Origin of the sequence: Paracoccus aerius (assembly GCF_014656455.1) — a bacterium.
GTDB lineage: Bacteria > Pseudomonadota > Alphaproteobacteria > Rhodobacterales > Rhodobacteraceae > Paracoccus > Paracoccus aerius.
In genome coordinates this window covers 40,163-62,586 of sequence record NZ_BNCL01000005.1, presented here as the reverse complement: position 1 = coordinate 62,586, position 22,424 = coordinate 40,163, and the positions used below count along the sequence as shown (strand labels likewise).

The 22,424-nt window shown below is 65.7% G+C and carries 19 protein-coding genes; 7 read left to right on the top strand and 12 right to left on the bottom strand.

The annotated features are described in order from the left end of the window. Positions 1–37: 37 nt before the first annotated feature. From IE224_RS07890 to IE224_RS07850, 9 genes are all read right to left on the bottom strand, one after another. Positions 38–493 (bottom strand): cytochrome c-type biogenesis protein, encoded by a 456-nt coding sequence (locus tag IE224_RS07890; protein ID WP_167622552.1) that lies wholly within the window; start codon positions 491–493, stop codon positions 38–40. Then, positions 490–2,451 carry a heme lyase CcmF/NrfE family subunit gene (locus IE224_RS07885; protein WP_191309285.1) on the bottom strand — a complete coding sequence of 654 codons (1,962 nt, stop codon included), beginning with the start codon at positions 2,449–2,451 and terminating at the stop codon, positions 490–492. Before IE224_RS07885 ends, IE224_RS07890 begins: the two co-directional genes overlap by 4 nt. A 101-nt stretch (positions 2,452–2,552) precedes the next feature. Then, on the bottom strand, positions 2,553–3,074 hold the full coding sequence (locus IE224_RS07880; protein ID WP_191309283.1) for a holin family protein: 522 nt from the start codon (positions 3,072–3,074) through the stop codon (positions 2,553–2,555). Then, positions 3,065–3,676, bottom strand: coding sequence for a holin-associated N-acetylmuramidase (locus tag IE224_RS07875; protein WP_191309281.1), 612 nt, complete (start codon positions 3,674–3,676; stop codon positions 3,065–3,067). The genes IE224_RS07880 and IE224_RS07875 overlap by 10 nt, the downstream gene beginning before the upstream one ends. Positions 3,677–3,750: 74 nt before the next feature. Further along, positions 3,751–4,221 (bottom strand): CinA family protein, encoded by a 471-nt coding sequence (locus IE224_RS07870; protein ID WP_167622556.1) that lies wholly within the window; start codon positions 4,219–4,221, stop codon positions 3,751–3,753. After that, positions 4,218–4,715: a phosphatidylglycerophosphatase A family protein gene (locus IE224_RS07865; protein WP_373305525.1), complete on the bottom strand. Its 498-nt coding sequence runs from the start codon at positions 4,713–4,715 to the stop codon at positions 4,218–4,220. The genes IE224_RS07870 and IE224_RS07865 overlap by 4 nt, the downstream gene beginning before the upstream one ends. Continuing rightward, a complete protein-coding gene (locus IE224_RS07860) occupies positions 4,712–5,854 on the bottom strand; it encodes a bifunctional 2-C-methyl-D-erythritol 4-phosphate cytidylyltransferase/2-C-methyl-D-erythritol 2,4-cyclodiphosphate synthase (RefSeq protein WP_191309277.1) in 1,143 nt (380 codons plus the stop codon). Before IE224_RS07860 ends, IE224_RS07865 begins: the two co-directional genes overlap by 4 nt. After that, complete coding sequence (purL, locus tag IE224_RS07855) at positions 5,851–8,031, bottom strand: phosphoribosylformylglycinamidine synthase subunit PurL (RefSeq protein WP_191309275.1); 2,181 nt, start codon at positions 8,029–8,031, stop codon at positions 5,851–5,853. Before purL ends, IE224_RS07860 begins: the two co-directional genes overlap by 4 nt. A gap of 303 nt (positions 8,032–8,334) precedes the next feature. After that, positions 8,335–9,258: a LysR family transcriptional regulator gene (locus IE224_RS07850; protein ID WP_167622560.1), complete on the bottom strand. Its 924-nt coding sequence runs from the start codon at positions 9,256–9,258 to the stop codon at positions 8,335–8,337. A 151-nt stretch (positions 9,259–9,409) separates the two neighbouring features. On the opposite strand from IE224_RS07850, the gene IE224_RS07845 reads away from it, so the two are divergent. From IE224_RS07845 to IE224_RS07830, 4 genes are all read left to right on the top strand, one after another. Continuing rightward, positions 9,410–12,799 (top strand): indolepyruvate ferredoxin oxidoreductase family protein, encoded by a 3,390-nt coding sequence (locus tag IE224_RS07845; RefSeq protein WP_191309273.1) that lies wholly within the window; start codon positions 9,410–9,412, stop codon positions 12,797–12,799. A gap of 91 nt (positions 12,800–12,890) precedes the next feature. Continuing rightward, positions 12,891–13,703 (top strand): glutamate racemase, encoded by an 813-nt coding sequence (locus IE224_RS07840; protein ID WP_167622562.1) that lies wholly within the window; start codon positions 12,891–12,893, stop codon positions 13,701–13,703. Between the two features lie 19 nt (positions 13,704–13,722). Next, on the top strand, positions 13,723–14,172 hold the full coding sequence (gene ccmE / locus IE224_RS07835; protein ID WP_167623470.1) for a cytochrome c maturation protein CcmE: 450 nt from the start codon (positions 13,723–13,725) through the stop codon (positions 14,170–14,172). A 66-nt stretch (positions 14,173–14,238) separates the two neighbouring features. Then, on the top strand, positions 14,239–15,690 hold the full coding sequence (locus IE224_RS07830) for a TrkH family potassium uptake protein (protein WP_191309271.1): 1,452 nt from the start codon (positions 14,239–14,241) through the stop codon (positions 15,688–15,690). Positions 15,691–15,692: 2 nt separating this feature from the next. Here IE224_RS07830 and IE224_RS07825 read toward each other — a convergent pair whose 3' ends face one another. Next, positions 15,693–16,184 carry a hypothetical protein gene (locus IE224_RS07825; RefSeq protein ID WP_191309269.1) on the bottom strand — a complete coding sequence of 164 codons (492 nt, stop codon included), beginning with the start codon at positions 16,182–16,184 and terminating at the stop codon, positions 15,693–15,695. A 32-nt stretch (positions 16,185–16,216) separates the two neighbouring features. Next, a complete protein-coding gene (locus IE224_RS07820) occupies positions 16,217–17,557 on the bottom strand; it encodes a peptidoglycan-binding domain-containing protein (protein ID WP_191309267.1) in 1,341 nt (446 codons plus the stop codon). A 106-nt stretch (positions 17,558–17,663) separates the two neighbouring features. Here IE224_RS07820 and IE224_RS07815 point away from each other — a divergent pair, with 106 nt between their 5' ends. The 3 genes from IE224_RS07815 to glyS are packed head-to-tail and all read left to right on the top strand — an operon-like array spanning position 17,664 to position 21,498. Next, positions 17,664–18,581, top strand: a complete 918-nt coding sequence (locus IE224_RS07815; protein WP_191309265.1) for a glycine--tRNA ligase subunit alpha — start codon at positions 17,664–17,666, stop codon at positions 18,579–18,581. Beyond that, on the top strand, positions 18,578–19,042 hold the full coding sequence (locus tag IE224_RS07810) for a DUF6446 family protein (RefSeq protein ID WP_191309263.1): 465 nt from the start codon (positions 18,578–18,580) through the stop codon (positions 19,040–19,042). Before IE224_RS07815 ends, IE224_RS07810 begins: the two co-directional genes overlap by 4 nt. Continuing rightward, positions 19,042–21,498 carry a glycine--tRNA ligase subunit beta gene (gene glyS, locus IE224_RS07800; protein WP_229849292.1) on the top strand — a complete coding sequence of 819 codons (2,457 nt, stop codon included), beginning with the start codon at positions 19,042–19,044 and terminating at the stop codon, positions 21,496–21,498. The genes IE224_RS07810 and glyS overlap by 1 nt, the downstream gene beginning before the upstream one ends. 134 nt (positions 21,499–21,632) lie before the next feature. Here glyS and IE224_RS07795 read toward each other — a convergent pair whose 3' ends face one another. Further along, complete coding sequence (locus tag IE224_RS07795) at positions 21,633–22,412, bottom strand: succinate dehydrogenase iron-sulfur subunit (RefSeq protein WP_103171372.1); 780 nt, start codon at positions 22,410–22,412, stop codon at positions 21,633–21,635. Positions 22,413–22,424: the final 12 nt, after the last annotated feature.

Below are 22,424 nucleotides of genomic sequence, written 5' to 3'. Positions count from 1 at the left end.
TGACGCAAACCGCGCGCGGGAAAAGCCCGACCCCGCGTCAGTCGCGCATGATCTGGTCCAGCCGCTCGCGCTCGGCCTGGCTCAGCGCCTGCGCCTCCTCGGGGCGGGCGGTGGCGCGGGACCGCAGGAAGCGCCAGGCGCCCAGCAAGGCCAGCAGCGCCATGACCGGCCCGGCCAGCCACAGGACCAGGTTCCCGCCCCTGGCACGCGGTTCGAACAAGACAAACTCGCCAAAGCGGTCCACCACCGCGTCGATCACCTCGTCGTTGCTGTCGCCAGCCACGATCCTTTCGCGGACATACAGGCGCAGGTCGCGGCTGATGGGTGCATTGGATTCGTCGATATTCTCGCCCTGGCAGACCGGACAGCGGAGCTTTTGCGAGATTTCGCGCGCCCGCGCCTCTTGCCCGGCATCGGGCAGGACCTCGTCCGGCTGGACGGCAAAGGCCGCAACCGGCAGCAGCAGCGCCAGAAGGATCAGGAGCCGCCTCATTCCGCGGCCACCGTCTTGGCGGGTGCGCGGCGGGCACCAGCAGCCACGCGATAGCGGCGGTCGGACAGGCTGATGATCCCGCCAAGCGCCATCAGCAGCGAACCCGCCCAGATCCAGTTGGCGAAGGGCTTGATATAGGTCCGCACGGCCCAGCCTCCATCGGCCTGGGCATCCCCGATCACCAGGTAGATGTCGCGGAAGATGCCGTTGTCGATCGCGGCCTCGGTCGTGGGCATGGCCTGGACCGGATAGACGCGCTTTTCGGGATGCAGCACCGCCACCGGGCGGCCGTCCCGCGCCACCTGCATCGTTGCCGTGGTCGAGATGAAGTTCGGTCCCTCGACCTCGTCGACCGAGGCCAGGGTGATGTCATAGCCCCCGACGGTGAAGGGCTGGCCCACTTGCGCCACGCGGATATCCTCGACCTGCCAGGCCGTCAGCAGGGCGACGCCGATGAAGGTCACGCCCATGCCGGCATGGGCTGTGGCCTTGCCCCAATCCGCGCGCGGCAGGCGCAGCAGGCGCGACAGGCCCGACTGGCCGGTCCGGTGGACCAGTTCCGCCACCGCGCCGAAGATGATCCAGGCGCCCAGGCCCGCGCCGATCACCGCGACGGCCGAGCGCCCGGTCGAGACGGCAAAGACAAGCGCCATCACCGCCCCGGCCAGCATGAAAGCCCCCCAAAGCGGCCGCATGATGCGCGACAGGGCGGCGCGCTTCCAGGGCATGATGGAACCCAGCGGCAGCACGATCGCCAGCACGATCATGAAGGGGGTGAAGGCCTGGTTGAAGAAGGGCGGGCCGACCGACAGCTTGCGGTCCCACAGCATCTCGGCGATCAGGGGCCACATCGTGCCGATGAAGACCACGAAGGCCGACACCGCCAGCAGGACGTTGTTCAGGACCAGCGCCCCTTCCCGCGACACCGGGGCGAAGACACCCTTGGCAGTCATCTGTCCGGCGCGCGCGGCGTAAAGCGTCAGCGCGCCCCCAGTAAAGACCACCAGGATCCCCAGGATGAAGACGCCGCGCGCCGGGTCGCTGGCAAAGCTGTGGACGGATGTGATGACGCCGGACCGGACGATGAAGGTCCCGATCATGGAAAAGCCGAAGGCCATGATCGCCAGCAGGATGGTCCAGCTTTTCAGCGCCTCGCGCTTTTCCACCACAATGGCGGAATGCAGCAGGGCCGCGGCCAGCAGCCAGGGCATGAAGCTGGCGTTTTCCACCGGGTCCCAGAACCAGAAGCCGCCCCAGCCAAGCTCGTAATAGGCCCACCAGCTGCCAAGCGCGATGCCGATGGTCAGGAACATCCAGGCAGCCAGCGTCCAGGGGCGGACCCATCGCGCCCAAGCGGCGTCCACGCGGCCTTCGATCAGGGCGGCGACGGCGAAGCTGAAGGCCATCGAGAGCCCAACATAGCCCAGGTAAAGGAAGGGCGGATGGAAGGCCAGGCCCGGATCCTGCAGCAGCGGGTTCAGGTCGCGCCCGTCGAAAGGCGGGCTTGCCAGCCTCAGGAACGGGTTTGAGGTGAAGATGATAAAGGCATAGAAGGCAGCGCCGATCGCCGCCTGCACCGCCAGCACCCGCGCCCGCAGGGCAGGCGGCAAGTTGTCGCCAAAAGCCGCAGCTGCCGCCCCGAACAGCGCCAGGATCAGCACCCACAGCAGCATTGACCCTTCGTGGTTCCCCCAGACGCCGCTGATCTTGTAGAGCATCGGCTTGGCAGTGTGGGAGTTCTCGTAGACCAGCTTCAGCGAGAAGTCCGAGGTGACGAAGGCCACCGTCAGCGCCGCGAAGGACAGGCCGACCAGCAGGAACTGCGCCACGGCGGCCGGGCGGGCGCTGTCCATCCAAGCTCCCCAGCCCTTGGAGGCGCCGACCATCGGCACCACCATTTGGAACAGCGACACCGCAAAGGCGAGGATCAGGGCGAAATGGCCGAATTCTGCTGTCATGGCGGGATCCCTTGGTGCCTGCCCAGCATAGGACCATGCAAAAGGGGGGAAAAGTCCCCCCTTGACCGCCCGGATCAGTTTCGCGTGGGTGGGGCTGCGGCCTATTCGCGCAGGCCCGCCGCCCAGTCGCGCAAGGCGGCATTGTCGGCGAAATCGTCGTCCGGCTTGCGGACCGCGACCTGCTGGGTCGTGGTGACGCTGGTCTTAACCTGCTGGGCGGGCCAGACGCGATGACGGAAATGATGCGCCTCTCGTGCGCCGAAATAGAAGCCGACGATGGCGCCCAACAGCCACCACAAGGGTTCGGGCACCTGTTGCAGGCCCATCATGCGCAGCCCGAACCCCTCGGGCTCGATCATGGCATAGACGAACAGGGCCATGGTCCCCAAGGCCAGAAGCGGTCGGGGAAGGCGGTTCAACCCATTGACGAAGCTGTCGAAGAAGCCGGGCCGGACGGTCTGGAACTCCTGACCAAGCTGATTGATCGCGCGGGCATAGGCTTCCTCCTCAAGCTCCATCTTGCGGGTGGCGTTCTGGGTGAAGACCTCGGCCATGCCGGTGGCGGCGCTGCCAAGGGCGGTGACACCCTGGCCGAGGCCGATGAAGCGGTCGATCATGCCCATTTGGCGGTCCTTTCGCGATGCTCGGCCTCGGTCAGGTGATAGCGGGGACTGATGAACTCCTCGGCCCGGGTGATCCAGCCGCCCTTGCCGCCCGACTTGCTGCGCGCGTATTTGCGGCTGGCGGGGCGCTGATCTGCCAGCGAGTAGTAGTAATTGCGCCGCGCGATCCCGTAGGCATCGGCGAAGTGATCGGGCGCGGCGGCGGCGGCGTCATGGGCGGCGGCCACGGTCTGCGGCCCGATCACGCCATCGGCCGTCGCGGAAAAGCCCATGCGCGCGACCAGCCGCTGCAGGATCTTCACCGCATTGGTGCCGGCGTTCACATACATGTCGAACACGCTGGCTTGCACTGCAGGCGGCAGGTCCGACAGGCGCGGACGCCGGAAATAATGTTCAACAAAGATCTGCTGCGCCTGCGCGCGGGTCAGCATCCGGACATCCGTCGCGTCGACGCGCCTGTCCTTGTTCAAATCCAGCCCCAGGGACTTCATGGTCCCGATCGTGACGCCATAGTTGGTGGCACCGCCCGGGTCCTCGGGATCGTTCACATATCCGCCCTCGCGCGCGACGATCTGGGCTGCGACTTCTTCAACGCTTGGCATGGCTACCCCGTCCTGCAAATAAGGCAGAAGGGTGGCGGGCCTGCGTTAAGGGGCTGTTAACCCTGCGTGCGTTGCTAGACGCGCAGCGCGTCCAGCAGCATCCGAAGGGCGTGGTCCACGGTTGCCTCGCGCACCTGGCGGCGACCGATGGCGCCGAACTCGACCGTTTCGGTATGCGTGCCGAAGGGCTGGGCGACGCCGAAGCAGACGCGGCCCTCGGGCTTGTGTTCGGACCCGCCGGGGCCAGCGATGCCGGTGACGGACACGGCGATGCCCGCCTGGGACAGGCGCAACGCGCCCGCGGCCATTTCCGCCGCGACCTGTTCGCTGACGGCGCCGTGGGCTTCCAGCGTCTGGGCGCGCACGCCCAGCATCTGCTGCTTGGCGGCGTTGGAATAGGTGACGAAGCCGCGGTCCACGGCGTCCGAGGATCCCGGCACCTCGGTCAGGGCGCCCGCGATCAGCCCGCCGGTGCAGCTTTCGGCGGTGGCGATCATTACGCCGCGGGCGCGGGCGGCGTCGAGAATCTCGGCGGCAAGGGTCACATCAGCACTCCATGCGCTAAGCCCGCCGCGACCATCGTCGCCATGGCTGCAAAAATCCCGGCCCAAAGGTCGTCCAGCATCACCCCTGCCGGATCATGGCGTCGGTCGGCGCGGCCCACCAGCCAGGGCTTCCAGATGTCGAACAGCCGGAAGAACAGGAAGGCCGCGACCCAGCCCGGATAAGGAAAGCTGTCGGCCGGCAGGCCAGCGTGCCAGAAGCCGAAGGACGGCGCCATCAGCGCCAGCCATTGTCCCGCGACCTCGTCTATGACGATCTCGCTGCGGTCGGGATCGGCCATGCCGGCGGTATAGCGCGGCACGACCCAGAACCCCAGGACGATCACCAGCCCGGTCGCCAGGGCCAGCAGCGGGAAATGCCCGATCCTGTGCAGGACCAGCCCCATCGCGACGGCGACGGCCGATCCCCATGTGCCGGGCGCGGGGCGCAAGAGGCCCGAATAGAACCAGGTCGCCAAAAGACGGTCCATGTTCACGCCCTGATCAAAGCTGCGGTGGCGATGGCCGCGATGCCCTCGCGCCGGCCGGTGAAGCCCAACCGTTCCGAGGTCGTGGCCTTGACGCTGATACGGCTTGGGTCAACATCCATGATCTGGGCCAGGCGGGCCTGCATGGCGACCGCGTGGGGGCCGATCTTGGGGGCCTCGCAGATCAGGGTGACATCGGCATTGCCGAAGGTGAAGCCCCGTTCGCGGGCCAGGTCCGCCGCATGCGCCAGGAAGATCGCGCTGTCGGCGCCCTTCCATTGCGGGTCCGAGGGGGGAAAATGGCGGCCGATATCGCCTTCGGCCAGCGCGCCATAGATCGCGTCTGTCAGCGCGTGCATTCCCACATCCGCGTCGGAATGGCCGACAAGCCCGGCTTCATGCGCGATCTGCACGCCGCAGAGCCAGACATGGTCGCCCGGCCCGAAGGCGTGAACGTCATAGCCATTGCCAAGGCGAATATCCATCGCGGTCCCCAGTATCCGTTCGGCCCGCGCGAAATCGGCGGGAAAGGTGATCTTCAGATTGTCCTCGGACCCCGGGGTGATCGCAACGGGGATCCCGGCCTTGAGGGCCAGTTCCACGTCGTCGGCAGCGTCGTCCGGGTGCAGGCGGTGCGCATTGGATATTTGGTCCAGGGTGAAACCCTGCGGGGTTTGCGCGCGGAACAAACCTGCACGAGAGGTCGTGCCGGTGACCGCGCCTTCTGCGCCGTTCCACAAGGCGTCGCTGACCGGCAATGCCGGGGCGGCGGCCTGTGCGCCGCCTTGCAGCGCGTCGATCACGCCCTGGATCACCGCATCGCTGACCAGGGGCCGCGCGCCATCGTGGATCAGGACGTGGCTCGCCTGCCCGTCCAAGGCCTGAAGCCCCGCCATGACGCTGGCCGCGCGTGTCTCGCCCCCGGTGACGATGGTCACCCCGCCCGCGAAGTCGCGGATTGCGCGGGCCATATCGTCGGGATGGACCACCAGCACCACGCGGTCAAAGCCCGCGAAGGCGTCAAGCGACCGCGCAAGGACACTGCGCCCACGAAGGTCGCGCCACTGCTTCGGCTCACCGCCCGCGCGGGTGCCGCGGCCGGCGCCGGTGATGATGGCGGCATAGCCCGAGGGCGCCTTGACCGTCATGCGTGGTCGGGCATGTCGCCCCGGATCGCGCGGGCAAAGGCGGTGCGGTAAAGCTGCGACAGTTCCGCCAGATCGCCCGCGTCGTCGCCCATCTGCACCGCCAATCCGCCAAAGACGCCGACCTGTGCGGCAGGCACGCCCGCAGCATCGGCCGCCTTCAGCAGCGCCTGGGCCCCGGCGGCGTCGCAGGCGACCAGATAGCGGGCCTGATCTTCGCCGAACAGTTGCGCGATGTCGCCGCTGTCCAGGCGGATGCCGATGCCCGCGGCCTCGGCCATCTCGAAGGCGGAAAGGGCAAGGCCGCCGTCTGACAGGTCGGTGGCGGACTTCACGTGGGCACGGTTGGCGCGCAGGAACTCGCCATGCTTGCGCTCGGCCGCCAGATCGACATGGGGGGCGTCGCCCTCCTCGATCCCGAAGGCCTCGGCAGCAAGGGCGGACTGGCCCAGGTGGCCCTGCGTGCGGCCGATGACGACAGCCACGTCGCCTTCGCCTGGCAGGCCCGCGATCAGGTTCGACAGGTCGTCGATCAGGCCCACTCCGCCGATGGTGGGCGTGGGCAGGATGCCCTTGCCGTCGGTTTCGTTATACAGCGACACGTTCCCCGACACGATGGGGAAGTCCAGCGCCTTGCAGGCTTCTCCGATGCCTTTGATGCTGCCTACGAACTGGCCCATGATCTCGGGCTTTTCGGGATTGCCGAAGTTCAGGTTGTCGGTAGTGGCCAGCGGCACCGCGCCAACGGCAGACAGGTTGCGATAAGCCTCGGCCACGGCCTGCTTACCGCCCTCGAAGGGGTTGGCCTTGACATAGCGCGGCGTCACGTCGCTGGTGAAAGCAAGCGCCTTGTTGGTGCCGTGAACGCGGACCACGCCCGCGCCCATGCCGGGGCGGCGGATCGTGTCGGCGCCGACCTGGGTGTCATACTGTTCCCAGACCCAGCCCTTGTGCGCATAGGACGGGCTGCCGATCAGCGCCCGCAGCGCCTTTATGGGCGTGATCGCAGGCAGGTGGGGCATGGCCCCGGCGGCAGGCGTTTCCACCCAGGGGCGGTCGTATTCCGGCGCGGATGAGGACAGCTTCGACAGCGGCAGGTCGGCCTTGACCTGATTGCCGTGCAGGATCAGGAAGCGGTCCTCGGCGATCGTCTCGCCCACGATGGCGAAGTCCAGATCCCATTTCTCGAAGATGGCGCGGGCCTCGGCCTCCTTCTCGGGCTTGAGGACCATCAGCATCCGTTCCTGGCTTTCCGACAGCATCATCTCGTATGCCGTCATGCCGGTTTCGCGTTGGGGCACGTTGTCCAGGATCAGCTTGATGCCCAGTCCGCCCTTGTCGCCCATTTCCACGGCGGAACAGGTCAGGCCAGCCGCGCCCATGTCCTGGATGGAAATTACGGAATCCGTCTGCATCAGCTCGAGGCAGGCTTCCAGCAGGCACTTCTCGGTGAAGGGATCGCCCACCTGCACGGTCGGGCGCTTTTCCTCGATCGTGTCGTCGAACTCGGCGCTGGCCATGGTCGCACCGCCCACGCCGTCGCGACCGGTCTTGGCGCCCAGATAGACCACCGGCATCCCGATGCCCGAAGCGGCGGAATAGAAGATCTTGTCCGCATCGGCCAGGCCAGCCGCAAAGGCGTTGACCAGGCAGTTGCCGTCATAGCTGCGGTGGAAGCGCACTTCGCCGCCGACATTCGGCACACCGAAGGCATTGCCATAGGCGCCGATGCCTTCCACCACGCCCTTGACCAGATGCGGGGTCTTGGGATGTTCGGGACGCCCGAAGGACAGCGCGTCCATTGCGGCGATCGGACGCGCGCCCATGGTGAAGACGTCGCGCAGGATGCCGCCCACGCCCGTCGCGGCGCCTTGGTGCGGCTCGATATAGCTGGGGTGGTTGTGGCTTTCCATCTTGAAGACCACGGCCTGGCCGTCGCCGATGTCCACCACGCCCGCATTCTCGCCGGGGCCGCAGATCACTTGGGGGCCGGTCGTGGGCAGCGTGCGCAGCCATTTCTTGGATGACTTGTAGGAACAATGTTCGTTCCACATGGCGCTGAAGATGCCCAGTTCGGTAAAGGTCGGCTCTCGGCCGATGATGTCCAGGATGCGGTCGTATTCGTCGGGCTTCAGCCCGTGCGCGGCGATCAGGTCGGGGGTGATCGTCGGTTCCTGCATCGTGGTGCCTTCCTGCCGGGGTGGATCAGGGCGCCTTTTATGGCCAGATGCCGCATATGGGAAGGCCCGCACCGCCACCCGCCCGGACAGGGACAAAAAAAAGCCGGGCACAAGGCCCGGCCTAAGTCCAACAGGGAGGTAGAAGGTGATGCGCGATTACGCTGACCATCGCCTTCGACGCTTGATTTATGGGCAGGTTGTTAACGGTTCAAGACCCGTGCTGCCGCAGTTGCAGCATACCCGCCATGCAGTTGCGGAATGGCTACACGCGAAAGTTGCAGATTTCCCGGTTTGACTGCGACTTTAGTCGCTGCCGACTGCCTCTTGCAGCAGGGCCTCGCTTTGCCTGCGGCGAAATGCCTGGATTTCCTCCAGCACGAAATCGCGGAACACCGCGACGCGGCGGGTTTGGCGCAATTCCTCGGGATAGGCCAGGAACACCGGCACCTCGCCGGATTCGATATTGGGCAGGACGCGGACCAGGCGCTTGTGATCGGCGGTCAGGTAATCGGGCAACACGCCGATCCCCAGGTTCGCCAGCACCGCCTGAAGAACGCCGAAATAGTTGTTCACCGTCAGGGTGGATCCGATGTTCTGGGCCATGATTTCCTGCACCAGCCGCGCGCCTGCCGCGACCTGCGGCTGGTCGGGACGCTGGCAGATCAGGCGATAGGGCGACAGGTCGGCCATGGTTTCCGGCACACCCGCCTTGTCCAGATATTCCTGCGTCGCATAAAGCCGCATCCTGACGCTGAGAAGGCGGCGCCGGATCAGGTCGGACTGGCTGGGTTCCTTCATGCGGATCGCCACGTCGGCTTCGCGCATGGGCAGGTCCAGCACGCGTTCCTCCAGCATCAGGTCGATCTTCAGATCGGGGTATTTTTCATAAAGCTTCACCAGCTTCGGGGCCAGCCACAGGGTGCCGAAGCCCACAGTGGCCGTGACCTTCAGCTCGCCGAAGACATGCTCCTCGCTGTCGCGGATGCGGGCGGATGCCGTGTCCAGCTTGCGGGCCATGGAGGATGTGGCCTCGAACAGCAATTCGCCCTGTTCGGTCAGAATCAGGCCGCGGGCGTGGCGGTGGAACAGCGTGGTGCCCAGCGACTCCTCGAGCGCGCGGATCTGCCGGCTGACGGCGGATTGCGACAGGTGCAGCGTATCGCCGGCATGGGTCAGGCTGCCCGCATCGGCAACGGCGTGAAAGATTCGAAGCTTGTCCCAGTCCATGCTGTTACAATCCTGCCGTGACTGCCATGCAATTTTTGCAGACCTAACCCGAATGCCCTGCCCCGGCAAGTAAAAGCCACGCACGAATATTTTCCTTCTTCGGTCAGCAAACCTGACCTATACTGCAGGGCAAGGGTGGAGGAGACGCCAGATGAGCAAGCAGGAATTTTCGCTAGCCGACCGTTTCGATCTGACCAAGCCGCAGGTGCTTCTGAACGGCACCCAGGCCCTGGTCCGGCTGATGCTGATGCAGGCGGCGCGCGACAAGGCGGCGGGGCTGGATACGGCGGGGCTTGTGACCGGCTATCGCGGCTCGCCCTTGGGGGGCGTCGACCTGCAGATGATGCGCGAAGGCAAGCGCCTGTCGGCATCCAACATCCTGTTCCAGCCAGGCCTGAACGAGGATCTGGCCGCCACCGCCATCTGGGGCAGCCAGCAGGCCGAGTTGCGCGGCGAAGGCAAATACGACGGCGTCTTCGCGCTGTGGTATGGCAAGGGGCCAGGCGTCGACCGTTCTGGCGACGTGATGCGCCATGCCAACATGGCGGGCACGTCGAAGCACGGCGGCGTGGTCATGGCCATGGGCGACGACCATACCGGCGAAAGCAGTTCGGTGCTGCACCAGTCGGACTGGGCGATGATCGACCGCTATATCCCTGTGCTGTCGCCCGCGGGCGTGCAGGAGATCCTGGATTACGGCCTTTATGCCTTTGCCCTGTCGCGTTTCGCGGGCGTCTGGACCGGCCTCAAGACCATGAAGGACACGGTCGAGGCGACCTCGGTCGTGAACGGCGATCCGTTCCGGCTGTCCTTCGTCGCGCCCGATTTCCAGATGCCCGAAGGCGGGCTGAACATCCGCCTGCACGACACGCCCGTCGCGTCCGAAGCGCGGATGATCGACTATAAACGCTGGGCGGCCGAGGCGTTTTCGCGCGCCAACAAGATCGACCACAAGGTCTGGGGCAAGCCCGGCGCCAAGATCGGCTTTGTCGCGGCGGGCAAGAACTGGCTGGATCTGGTCCATGCACTGTCCCTGCTAGGCATTGACGAATCCGAGGCCGAGCGGTTGGGCCTGTCCACCTACAAGGTCGGCCAGACCTGGCCCCTGGACATGAAGTCATTCCAGGAATGGTCCGAAAACCTTGAACTGATCGTCTGCGTCGAGGAAAAGCGCAAGCTGATCGAGGTGCAGCTGAAGGAGGCGATCTTCGACAACCGCCACGGCCGCCGCGTCCATGGCTGGAAGCACGACCGCACCGGCGCGGAACTGTTCCCCACCCGCTATGCCCTTGACCCCGTGATGATCGCCCAGAAGATCGGCGAGATCCTGATCGAGGAAGGCCGCGGCACTGACCACATCAAGGCGGGCCTGTCGCGCCTGGCCGAGGTTCGCCGCGCCGACAACGCGCCGGAAATCGCGACCCGGACCCCCTGGTTCTGCTCGGGTTGCCCGCATAACAGCTCGACCCGCCTGCCCGAGGGAAGCCGCGCCTATGCCGGGATCGGCTGCCATTACATGGTGCAGTGGATGGATCGGGAAACCACCGGCTTCACCCATATGGGTGGCGAGGGCGTGAACTGGGTGGGCGAGGCGCCTTTCAGCAAGACCAAGCACGTCTTCCAGAACCTGGGCGACGGCACCTACAACCATTCGGGCTCGCTGGCGATCCGCGCGGCCATCGCGGCGGGCACCACGATCACCTACAAGATCCTGTTCAACGACGCGGTCGCCATGACCGGGGGGCAGCCCAACGAAGGCGGCCTGACCGCCCCCCAGATCGCCGAGGAACTGGTGGCGATGGGCGTAAAGTCCCTGGTCGTCGTCTATGACGAAAAGGAAGACATCGACCGCAAGCAATTCCCGGCTGGCCTTCGCTTCGAGGAACGGGCCGAACTGATGGCGGTGCAGCGCGATCTTGCGCAGACCGAGGGCGTCAGCGCGATCCTCTATATCCAGACCTGCGCCGCCGAGAAACGCCGCCGCCGCAAGAAGGGCCAGTTTCCCGATCCCGACCGCCGCGTCTGGATCAACCCCGATGTCTGCGAAGGCTGCGGCGATTGCGGCATCCAGTCGAACTGCGTGTCGATCGTGCCCTTGGACACCGAACTGGGCCGCAAGCGCCAGATCGACCAGTCGTCCTGCAACAAGGATTTCTCCTGCCTCAAGGGTTTCTGCCCCAGCTTCGTCACGGTGGAAGGCGGCAAGCTGAGGAAGCCCAAGGCCGAGGCCTTCGAGATCCCCGACCTGCCAAGCCCGGCCCTGCCCGCGATCACCGGCACCCATAACGTCGTCATCACCGGCGTCGGCGGCACCGGGGTCGTGACCATCGGCGCGGTGCTGGCCCAGGCTGCCCATATCGACGGCAAGGGCGCCGGCATGATGGAGATGGCAGGACTGGCCCAGAAGGGCGGCGCGGTCCATATCCACCTGCGCCTGGCCAACCGCCCCGAGGACATCAGCGCCATCCGCGTCGCCGTGGGCGAGGCAGACTGCATCATCGGCGGCGATCTGGTCGTGACCGCAGGCGCCAAGACCATCGGGCTGATGACCACGAACCGCACCGGCGCGGTGGTCAATGATCACGAGATCATCACCGGCGACTTCACCCGCCTGCGTGATTTCCGCGTGCCCTCGGACCAGTTGAAGGTATCGCTTCAGGCGCGGCTGCGCGACCGCGTGGCCTTCTTCGACGCCAATGACTTGGCGCTGCGGTTGCTGGGCGATTCGATCTATTCGAACATGCTGGTGCTGGGCGCGGCTTGGCAGCAGGGGCTGATCCCCCTGTCGCTGGACGCGATCATGCAGGCGATCGAGTTGAACGGCGCCAAGGTGGCGGAAAACCAGCGGGCCTTCCAGATCGGACGCTGGGCCATGGCCTTCCCCGACCAGACCCGCAAGCCCGCCCCGGTTACGCAACTGCCCCCCGATCCCGTCGCCTATCGCGAGGCGCGGCTGGTGGGCTATCAGAACAAGCGGCTGGCGAAGCGTTTCCGCAAGCTGGTGGACGCGGCCCCCGCACCCCTGCGGGAAAGCGTTGCGCGCGGTTACTACAAGCTGCTGGCCTACAAGGACGAATACGAGGTCGCCCGGCTGCATCTGTCCACCGCAGAACAGGTTGCCCTGCAATGGGACGGCGATACGAAGCTGACCCTGCACATGGCCCCGCCGATGCTGTCCAAAGCGGGGGCCGACGGCCGACCGAAGAAACAGGAATACGGCGAATGGATGCTGCGCAGCTTCAAGCTGCTGGCGCGGCTGAAGTTCCTTCGCGGCACGCCCTTCGATCCCTTCGGCTATGCCGCTGAACGCCGTCGCGAACGCGCCGCCATCCGCGAATACGAGGCCGACATGCGCGAGGTTCTGGCCAATGTCACCGACGCCACCATGCCTGTCGCCCTCGAACTGGCGGAACTGCCCCTGACGGTGCGAGGCTTCGGCCCGGTCAAGGCACAGGCCGAGGCCGCGGCGGCGGCGCGGCGCAGCGAACTGCTGTCGCAACTCCGCAGCGGCCAGGCACCCCTGCAGCAGGCGGCCGAATGACGACCTTTTGATGGCCGCCTGATCTATGTCATTCCCAAGAACCGCGATGCGCCCTAGAAAGGCGCCTCGCGACAGGCAGGAGTGACGGACCATGGCAGTAGGCGTTTTCGATTCGGGGCTGGGCGGGCTGACGGTCCATCAGGCCATCGCCGCCCGCCTGCCCGACCTGCCGCTGGTCTATCTGGGCGACAACGCCCACACCCCCTATGGCACCCGCACGGCCGAGGACATCTTCAACCTGACCTGCGCGGGCGTCGAACGGTTGTGGCAGGAAGGCTGCGACTTGGTGATCCTGGCCTGCAACACCGCGTCCGCCGCCGCGCTGAAGCGGATGCAGGAAACCTGGCTGCCCGCCGACAAGCGCGTTCTGGGTGTCTTCGTGCCGATGATCGAGGCGCTGACCGAACGCCGCTGGGGCGACAATTCGCCGCCGCGCGAGGTCGCGGTCAAGCATGTGGCGCTGTTCGCCACCCCGGCAACCGTCGCCAGCCGCGCCTTCCAGCGGGAACTGGCCTTCCGCGCCGTGGGCGTCGATGTCGAGGCCCAGCCCTGCGGCGGCGTGGTCGATGCCATCGAGATGGGCGACGAGATCCTGGCCGAGGCGCTTGTGGCGTCCCATGTCGAGGCGCTGCTGCGCCGGATGCCTTATCCCGAAGCCGCGGTCTTGGGCTGCACGCATTATCCGCTGGTGGAAGCCGCGTTCCAGAAGGCGCTTGGCCCCGATGTCAAGGTTTTCAGCCAGGCGGGACTGGTCGCGGAAAGCCTGGCCGACTATCTGCAGCGCAGGCCGGAATTCTTGGGCTCGGGCACCGAATCCAAGAACCTGACCACGGGCGATCCGGTCCGGGTCTCCGGCAAGGCCACGCAGTTCCTGCGCCGTCCCATCCATTTCGAGGCAGCATGAGGTCAAGTCCATGGCTGGCATGAAATCCCTGAAGAAACGCCGCCGCATCCAGGTCATCGTTGCCGCGACCGTCGCGCTGCTGATCGCGGCCGTGCTGATCGGATACGGCTTCCGCGACGGCATCAACCTGTATCGCTCGCCCACCCAGGTGACCCAGGCCGCCCCCGACCCGGACGAGTATTTCCAGCTTGGCGGCCTGGTGAAGGACGGGTCCATCGTGAACCGCGACGGGGTCGAATTCGACTTCGTCATCACCGACGGCGCGGCGGAAATCCCTGTCAGCTATGTTGGCCGCGACCCGCGCCCGGACCTGTTTACCGAAGGCCAGGGCACCATCGCCAAGGGCTATTTCCGCGACGGCCGGTTCGAGGCGCGCGACCTGCTGGCCAAGCACGACGAGACCTACATGCCGCGCGAGGTCATGGACACGCTGAAGGAAACCGGCGTGTATCAGGATCCGAACAGCTAGCCGCAGCCCTGGCCCCGGCCTTGCAGGGCGCTTGACGCCCGCGACAGCGCCGGGCAAGCAATCGGCATGACAGACCTGCGCCCCGTGGCCCATCCGATCGGCAAGATCATCGTGACCCTGGGGGCCTCGATGCTGGCGCCCATGCTGGTGGACTGGTGGCATGGCGATCCGCATTGGGTGGTCTTTCTGCAATGTGCCGCGCTGACGGTTGTCGCAGGAACCTTGGTGTCGGTGGCGACCTGGGGCGATTACCGCAGCCTGTCGATCCAGCAGGCCTTCCTGCTGACCTCGGGGCTGTGGGCGGTGCTGCCGGTCTTCGGCGCCTTGCCCTTCATGCTGGGCCAGCCCGATGCCCCCTTTGTGGACGCCTATTTCGAGGCCATGTCGGGGGTCACGACAACCGGAACCACCGCATTCCCCGAACTGGACGACCTGCCGCGCGGCACGCATCTGTGGCGCGCGATCCTGCACTGGATCGGCGGCCTGGGGATCGTCGTGGTCGCCATGGTCTTCCTGCCGATCATGAAGGTGGGCGGGATGCAGTTCTTCCGGTCCGAGGGCTTTGACACGCTGGGCAAGATCATGCCCCGTGCCGGAGAGATCGCGGCCGAGATGACCCGCATCTACATCATGCTGACGGGGTTCTGCACGATCACCTATCTGCTGCTGGGGATGAACGGCTTCGACGCCATTGTGCAGGCCTTCGGCACGGTCTCGACCGGCGGTTTCTCGAACTACGACGCCAGCTTCGGGGCCTTCCTGGGGCCGTTGGAATGGGCGGCGTCGTTTTTCATGATCCTGGCCTCGATCCCGTTCATTCGCATGGTGCAGGCGCTGCACGGGCAGTTCACACCGATCTGGCAAGACACGCAGATCCGGGCCTATCTGCGGTGGATCAGCTATGCCTGCGTGATCATCCTGATCTATCGGATCGTCTTCCTGCAGCATCAGGGCAGCCTTGCCGAGATTGCTCGCGAAACCGTCTTCAACGTGATCTCGACCTTTTCGGGCACGGGCTTTTCTTCGACCAATGTGATGGAATGGGGCCACCTGCCCTTGGCGGTGCTGATCATCTGCGGTCTTATCGGCGGCTGCACCGGATCCACGGGCTGCTCGGTCAAGGTGTTCCGATACCTGGTGCTGTTCCAGGCGGTGCGCGCGCAGTTGCGGCGGATGCATTCGCCCCACCGCGTCTATGCCCTGCGCTATGAAGGCCGCCCGCTGGATCAGGACGTGATCGATTCCGTCATGGCCTTCTTCACGCTGTTCATGCTGACCTTCGGGCTGCTGATCGTGGGCCTGTCGCTGACCGGGCTGCATCCCCGCACCGCGCTGACCGGCGCCTGGACCGCCATTGCCAATATCGGCCCCGTCTGGGGTCCCGAGATCACGGCGAACGGATCCATCGCCGAATTCCCCGACGCGGCCAAGTGGCTGATGACGCTGGGGATGTATCTGGGCCGGCTGGAACTGGTATCGGTGCTGGTCCTGCTGCTGCCGCGCTTCTGGCGGGGTTAGCATCACGAGGGGGAAATGCGCGTCTCGATCAGTCCGATCCCCACCGCCCGATGATTTCCCTGTGGCAGAACATAAAAACTGACATCCGCCGTTCGCCCGCAAAGGGTGCGGTTGTCGCGAACATGGCGCGCAGTCTGATCCAGATCGGCAAACCCGGACAAGACATCCATGCCGCGGCGATCATAGGTGTTGAAATCGGCATTGGTCGCAGTCAGCCCGACGATATGAAATTCAGAGTCGTCTATCGGGAACAATGGGGCGAGCAGATCAAGCCGAAGCCCGGTCGGCGTCGTGTTGTCGGAAGATTGCATGGCGACCTCATCATACGGCCCCAGCAGGCAGATGAAGTCGTAGTCTGCGACAGACAAAAGCGAGACAGCCGGAACGACGCCCTCCAGAGTCACAAGCCGTTCTTCCGACAGGGCGGCAATATCCGTGCGCGTAGCTGCGGGTGGCCAGGCCACAACTGCCACGAAGACCATGAGCAGGACCACGGCAAGCCATGCGGCCTTGCTCGCCCTTCGTTTCACTGCGCTTCTGCTACGGGCGTCGCTGGTTCAGTCGCTGCCCTGTCATTCGCAGCCGGCCCCTGACGCGCGAAACTGTCCGACATTTCCGCCGCGATTCGCGCCTGACCTTCCGCATCCGCCGCAGGCCAGATCAGCACGAACCCTTCGGCCCGGCCGTCGCGGACCCAGCCTTCGGCGCGGCCGATATGGGCCTCGTTCGCGCCTTCCAGCAGGACATGACCGGGCTTGATGTCGCGCACCGGCTGCGGCACCCAGCCAAGGGCCGTGACAAGGCCCGACAGATCCAGCAGTTCCTGCTGCCCCCCGGGCTGGCTGAACAGGATCAGCGCCGCGCCCGACCCGTCCCTGGGGCCATAGATCGACAGCGCCCGTTCGGTCCGGTCGAAGGCCAGCCGGTCCATTGGCGCGATGACCGACAGACCCGTCGCCCGGTCGCCCAGCGTGGTCAGCCCCATCTCGGACCGCCATGCATCGCGGCGGGCGATCAGGTCGCGCATCGCAGTGCCGGGATCGGTGGACCGGCGGCTGCCCAGGATCTCGGCCTGGATGGCGTCGCGGGTGCGGGGGCCCGTCTTTCCGTCGATCGCCCCGTCGTAATGGCCGGCCCACCGCAGCGCCCGCTGCACCTGGTCCAGCGGCGGCATCTCGGCAGGCGCGGCAGGTGGCGCGGGCAGATCCGGCGCCTTCCCGGCCTCGACCACAGCGCCCAGTTCGCCGGCGTCGGACACAAAGGCATCGCCGGGCACCAAGTGACGGTCCTTGAAGACGCGCAGCCAAGCATCGGCGGCGGCGCGGTCCACCGGACCCAGCACGACTCCGAACCAGCCGTTGGGCAGTTCCGCCAGCCCAGCCTCGGGGAAAATCTTGCGCCATTCGGACAGCGCGGCATCGGCCTCGGCCCGCGCCTGAACCGATTGCAGCCGCAGATAGGTCCCGGGCGCGGGCAGGTCCGCCTGCGGCTTGGCAGGCTGGGCAGCCTCGGCTTGGGGCGCGGCGGCAGCGGGTGCATCGGCGACAGTCGCCGCATCCCCGGCCACAGGGGTCAGCACCACATCATCGCCCGGCACGGCGACGAAACTGTCGGCCGGGATGCGGCGCGCTTCCTTCAGCGCCCCGATCTGCGCGGCAGCCTCCTCGGCCGACAGGGGACCGATCCCGATGGCCGTCCAGCCGCCCGGCAGGGGAAAGGTCACCACCTCGTCGAACTGGCTGGCCCAGCGGGCGGCGGCCTCGGATGCCTCGGCATCGCGCTTGGCCTCGATGCGGATGACGGCCTCCTGCGCCAAAGCGCCAACCGGCAGACCTGCCGCCATCACCAAGAAAGCCAAGCGCCGCATTCCCGTCCCCCTGTCCAGGCCGTTCTTGCGGCCTTTATTGACCCCGTTCCCCGCCCCGCCTAGAAGGCGCGCAAGCATGTGCTGATCTATGCAAAGGACGGCCCCGATGACCAGCCCAAACCGACCCCGCAGCTTCCAGGACGTCATCCTGCGGTTGCAGACCTACTGGGCCACCCAGGGCTGCGCCGTCCTGCAGCCCTACGACATGGAGGTGGGCGCGGGCACCTTCCACCCGGCGACCACGCTGCGCGCCTTGGGCGGCCGGTCTTGGGCCGCGGCCTATGTCCAGCCCTCGCGCCGCCCGACCGACGGGCGCTATGGCGAAAACCCGAACCGCCTGCAGCACTATTACCAGTATCAGGTCATCATCAAGCCAAGCCCCGCGAACCTGCAGGACCTGTATCTGGGCAGCCTGCGCGCCATCGGCCTGGATCCCATGGTCCACGACGTGCGCTTCGTGGAAGACGATTGGGAATCCCCGACCCTGGGCGCATGGGGCCTGGGATGGGAGGTCTGGTGCGACGGGATGGAGGTCAGCCAGTTCACCTATTTCCAGCAGGTCGGCGGCCATGACTGCCGCCCCGTGTCGGGCGAGCTGACCTATGGCCTGGAACGGCTGGCGATGTATGTGCTGGGGGTGGAACATGTCATGGACATGCCCTTCAACGATCCCGACGCGCCGATCCCGCTGACCTATGGCGACATCTTCCGCCAGACCGAGCGTGAATATTCCCGCTGGAACTTCGACCAGGCGGACACCGACACCCTGTTCCAGCACTTCAAGGACGCCGAGGCCGAATGCGCCCGGATCCTCGCCGCCGATCCGGAGGACGCCGCTGGCCGCACCATCCCCATGGCGCATCCGGCATATGACCAGGCGATCAAGGCCAGCCACATCTTCAACCTGCTGGACGCGCGCGGCGTGATCTCGGTCACGGAACGCCAGGCCTATATCGGCCGGGTCCGCGCCCTGGCGAAGGCCTGCGCCGACCTGTTCGTCACAACCGAGGCCGCGCAAGCATGAACGGCAAGATCGTCGGCATCGGGCTGCTGGCCATCGGCGTGATCGCGGGCGGGGGCATGTGGTATCTGCAGGAATACCATTTCTACGACCGCATCCCCGCCGCCGACACGATCACCGTCCAGACCGACGGCGGCCCCGCCACCTTGCCTGTCCGCGACTTCCAGGGCATCGACGCCGACAGCTCTCCGCTTCGCTGGCGGGCCTGCGCGGTGGTGGACCAGCAGCCCGCTGACCCCGTGCCGTTCGACGGTGCGACACCGCTTGGCGCACCCGGCTGGTTCGACTGCTTCGACCACGGGCAACTGACCGCCGACCTCGCCTCGGGCGCCGCCCAGGCCGTCCTGGGTCAGGCCGAGATCCGCCCCGACGTGGACCGCGTTCTGGCGATCTATCCCGACGGCCGCGTCTATGGCTGGCACCAATACAACGACAAGACCCCGGAACGCGGAGTGATGGACTGATGCCCGACCTGTTGATCGAACTGTTCTCCGAGGAAATCCCCGCCCGGATGCAGGCCCGCGCGCGCGAGGATCTGAAGAAGCTTGTGACCGACGGTCTGGTGAACGCCGGGCTGACCTATGCCAGCGCGGGCGCCTTCAGCACCCCCCGCCGCCTGGCCCTGACGGTCGAGGGGCTGACCGCCCACAGCCCCACCACGCGCGAGGAACGCAAGGGCCCCCGCACAGACGCACCGCTCAAGGCAGTTGAAGGATTCCTGCGGTCATTGAGTCTTGATCCTAGTAAAGTGCCAGTTTTAATTCCTGACGAACTTGATGGCTCGCTGGCAGAACGCGATGCGCTTTCCTCAATTGCTTCGTATCTAAAGGCACAAGGCTATGATGGGACTGTGCAAGCTGAGCATAAAGTTAGAATTGGCAGTCGAGAAATTCGTGCTGATCTGGTTATCGGCGATGTCCCCTTTGAGATTAAGAAAATCAAAGGTCAGTTTGTTATCTTTGTTCTTGTTGAAAAGCCCGGCCGCCCCGCGGCCGAGATCGTGGCAGAGGTTCTGGACGCCGCCATCCGCAACTTTCCCTGGCCCAAGTCGATGCGGTGGGGCGCGGGCAGCCTCCGCTGGGTCCGCCCGCTGCATTCCATCATCTGCCTGCTTTCCGACGAATCCGGCGCCACAGTGGTCCCCCTGACGGTCGAGGGCATCGCCGCCGGCAACAGCACGCGCGGCCACCGCTTCCTGTCCCCCGACGCCTTCACGGTCACGGGCTTCGATGACTATGCCGCCAAGCTGCGCCGCGCCCATGTCATCCTCGACAGCCACGAACGAGAGGAGACGATCCGCCAGGGCGCCGCAAACCTCGCCTTCGCGCGCGGCTGGCAGATCGTGCCCGACGACGCCCTGCTGTCCGAGGTCGCGGGCCTTGTCGAATGGCCCGTCCCCCTGATGGGCGTGATCGAGGAACGCTTCCTGGACCTGCCGCCCGAGGTGCTGCAGACCTCGATGAAGGAACACCAGAAGTTCTTCTCGGCCCGCAATCCCAGGACCGGCCGGATCGAGGGCTTCGTCACCGTCGCCAATATCGAGACCCCCGACGACGGTGCGACGATCCTGGCTGGCAACCAGCGGGTGCTGGCGGCGCGGCTGTCGGACGCAGCGTTCTTCTGGCAGAACGACCTGCGCGAGGCGAAGGCCGGGATGCAGGCCTGGGCCGAGGGCCTGAAGTCGGTCACCTTCCACAACAAGCTGGGCTCGCAGGCGGACCGCATCGAACGCATCGCCGCCCTTGCCCGAGAGATCGCGCCCTTGGTCGGCGCCGATGCGGATCAGGCCGAACGGGCCGCGAAGCTTGCGAAACTGGACCTGCGCAGTGCCATGGTCGGCGAGTTCCCCGAACTGCAAGGCACGATGGGTCGCTACTACGCGCTTGCGGCTGGCGAGGATGAGGCCGTGGCGAATGCTGCCCGCGACCACTACTCGCCGCTTGGGCCGTCGGATGCAGTGCCGACCGCGCCTGTGTCAGTGGCGGTGGCACTCGCGGACAAGATCGACACGCTGACCGGGTTCTGGGCGATTGATGAGAAGCCTACAGGATCGAAGGATCCCTATGCGCTGCGGCGCGCGGCGTTAGGGGTAATTCGACTTATTCTTGCAAGCAAAGTGACCATCAGGCTGCGCAGCTTCACTGAGCAAGCAGCCTACAAACGCTTTGTTCTTGATTATGCAGAAACCGTTCGAAGCACTGACGAAGCCGCTAGCAGCGAACTGATGACTGCTTTCCTAAGAGGCGAGAGCCTACCTCGCACTCGGAGTAAAGATCTAGATAAGCGTATTGATGCTCTTCACGAGTGGACAACACAACGTCTTGGTCCGACATCCCTTGAGACAGAAAAAAATCCCCTCTTCGATGGTTCAACCATCAATTATGACAAAGTATCTTTGGACCTCCTCTCCTTCCTCCACGACCGCCTCAAGGTCTATCTCCGCGACCAAGGCATCCGCCACGACATCATCGACGCCGTGCTGGCGCAACCCGGTAACGACGACCTCGTGCTGGTGGTGAACCGCGCGACCGCACTGAACGCCATGCTGCAGACGGATGACGGGCGGAACCTGACCCAGGGTCTCAAGCGCGCGGGCAATATCCTGGCCCAGGCCGAGGAAAAGGACGGCGTCGAATACAGCTTCGGCGCCGACGTGAAATTCGCCGAAACCGACGAGGAACGCGCCCTTTTCGCATCCCTCGACACCGCCGAACCGGCGATCAAGGCCGCGATCAAGGCCGAGGATTTCCCCGCCGCCATGACCGCCATCGCAGGCCTCCGCGCCCCCATCGACGCCTTCTTCGACACCGTGCAGGTCAATACCGACAACCAGATCGTCCGCCGCAACCGCCTGAACCTGCTGCACCGCATCCGCGCCGCAGGCCAGCAGATCGCCGACTTCACCAAGGTTGAAGGGTAAGGCTGCTGGGGAAGGATCCGTCAAGCAAACGCAAGACGCGCAGCAAAAAGGGCCGGGGAAACCTCCGGCCCTTCTTCGTTGCCCAAATACCCCGGGGGTCCGGGGGCTGGCCCCCGGCCACCGCGGGACGCGGATCACACCATCCGGTCGACCATCATGTGCTTGATCGAGGCAATCGCCTTGGCGGGGTTCAGCCCCTTGGGGCAGGTATTGGTGCAGTTCATGATCGTGTGGCAACGGTACAGCTTGAAGGGATCCTCCAGCTCGTCCAGCCGTTCGCCCGTGGCCTCGTCGCGGCTGTCGATGATCCAGCGATAGGCGTTCAGCAGCGCTGCCGGGCCAAGATAACGGTCGCCGTTCCACCAGTAGGACGGGCAGGAGGTCGAACAGGACGCGCAGAGGATGCATTCATACAAGCCGTCCAGCTTCTTGCGGTCCTCGATGGACTGCTTCCATTCCTTGCCCGGCGTGGGCGACTTGGTGATCAGGTAAGGGTTCACGGATGCAAGCTGGGCATAGAAATGCGTCAGGTCGGGCACCAGGTCCTTGACCACCGGCATATGCGGCAGCGGATAGATGGACACGTCGCCCTTCACCTCGTCGATGCCATAGATGCAGGCCAGGTGGTTGCCGCCGTCGATGTTCATCGCGCAGGACCCGCAGATCCCTTCGCGGCAGGACCGGCGGAAGGACAGGGTCGGGTCGATCTCGTTCTTGATCTTGATCAGCGCGTCCAGGATCATCGGCCCGCACTTGTCCAGGTCGACGAAATAGGTGTCCAGCCGCGGGTTTTCGCCCGTGTCGGGATCCCATCGATAGATCTTGAACTTGCGGACATTGGTGGCGCCCGCAGGCGCGGGCCAGGTCTTGCCGACCCGGATCTGGCTGTTCTTGGGCAGGGTGAACTGGACCATTGGGTGCTCCTC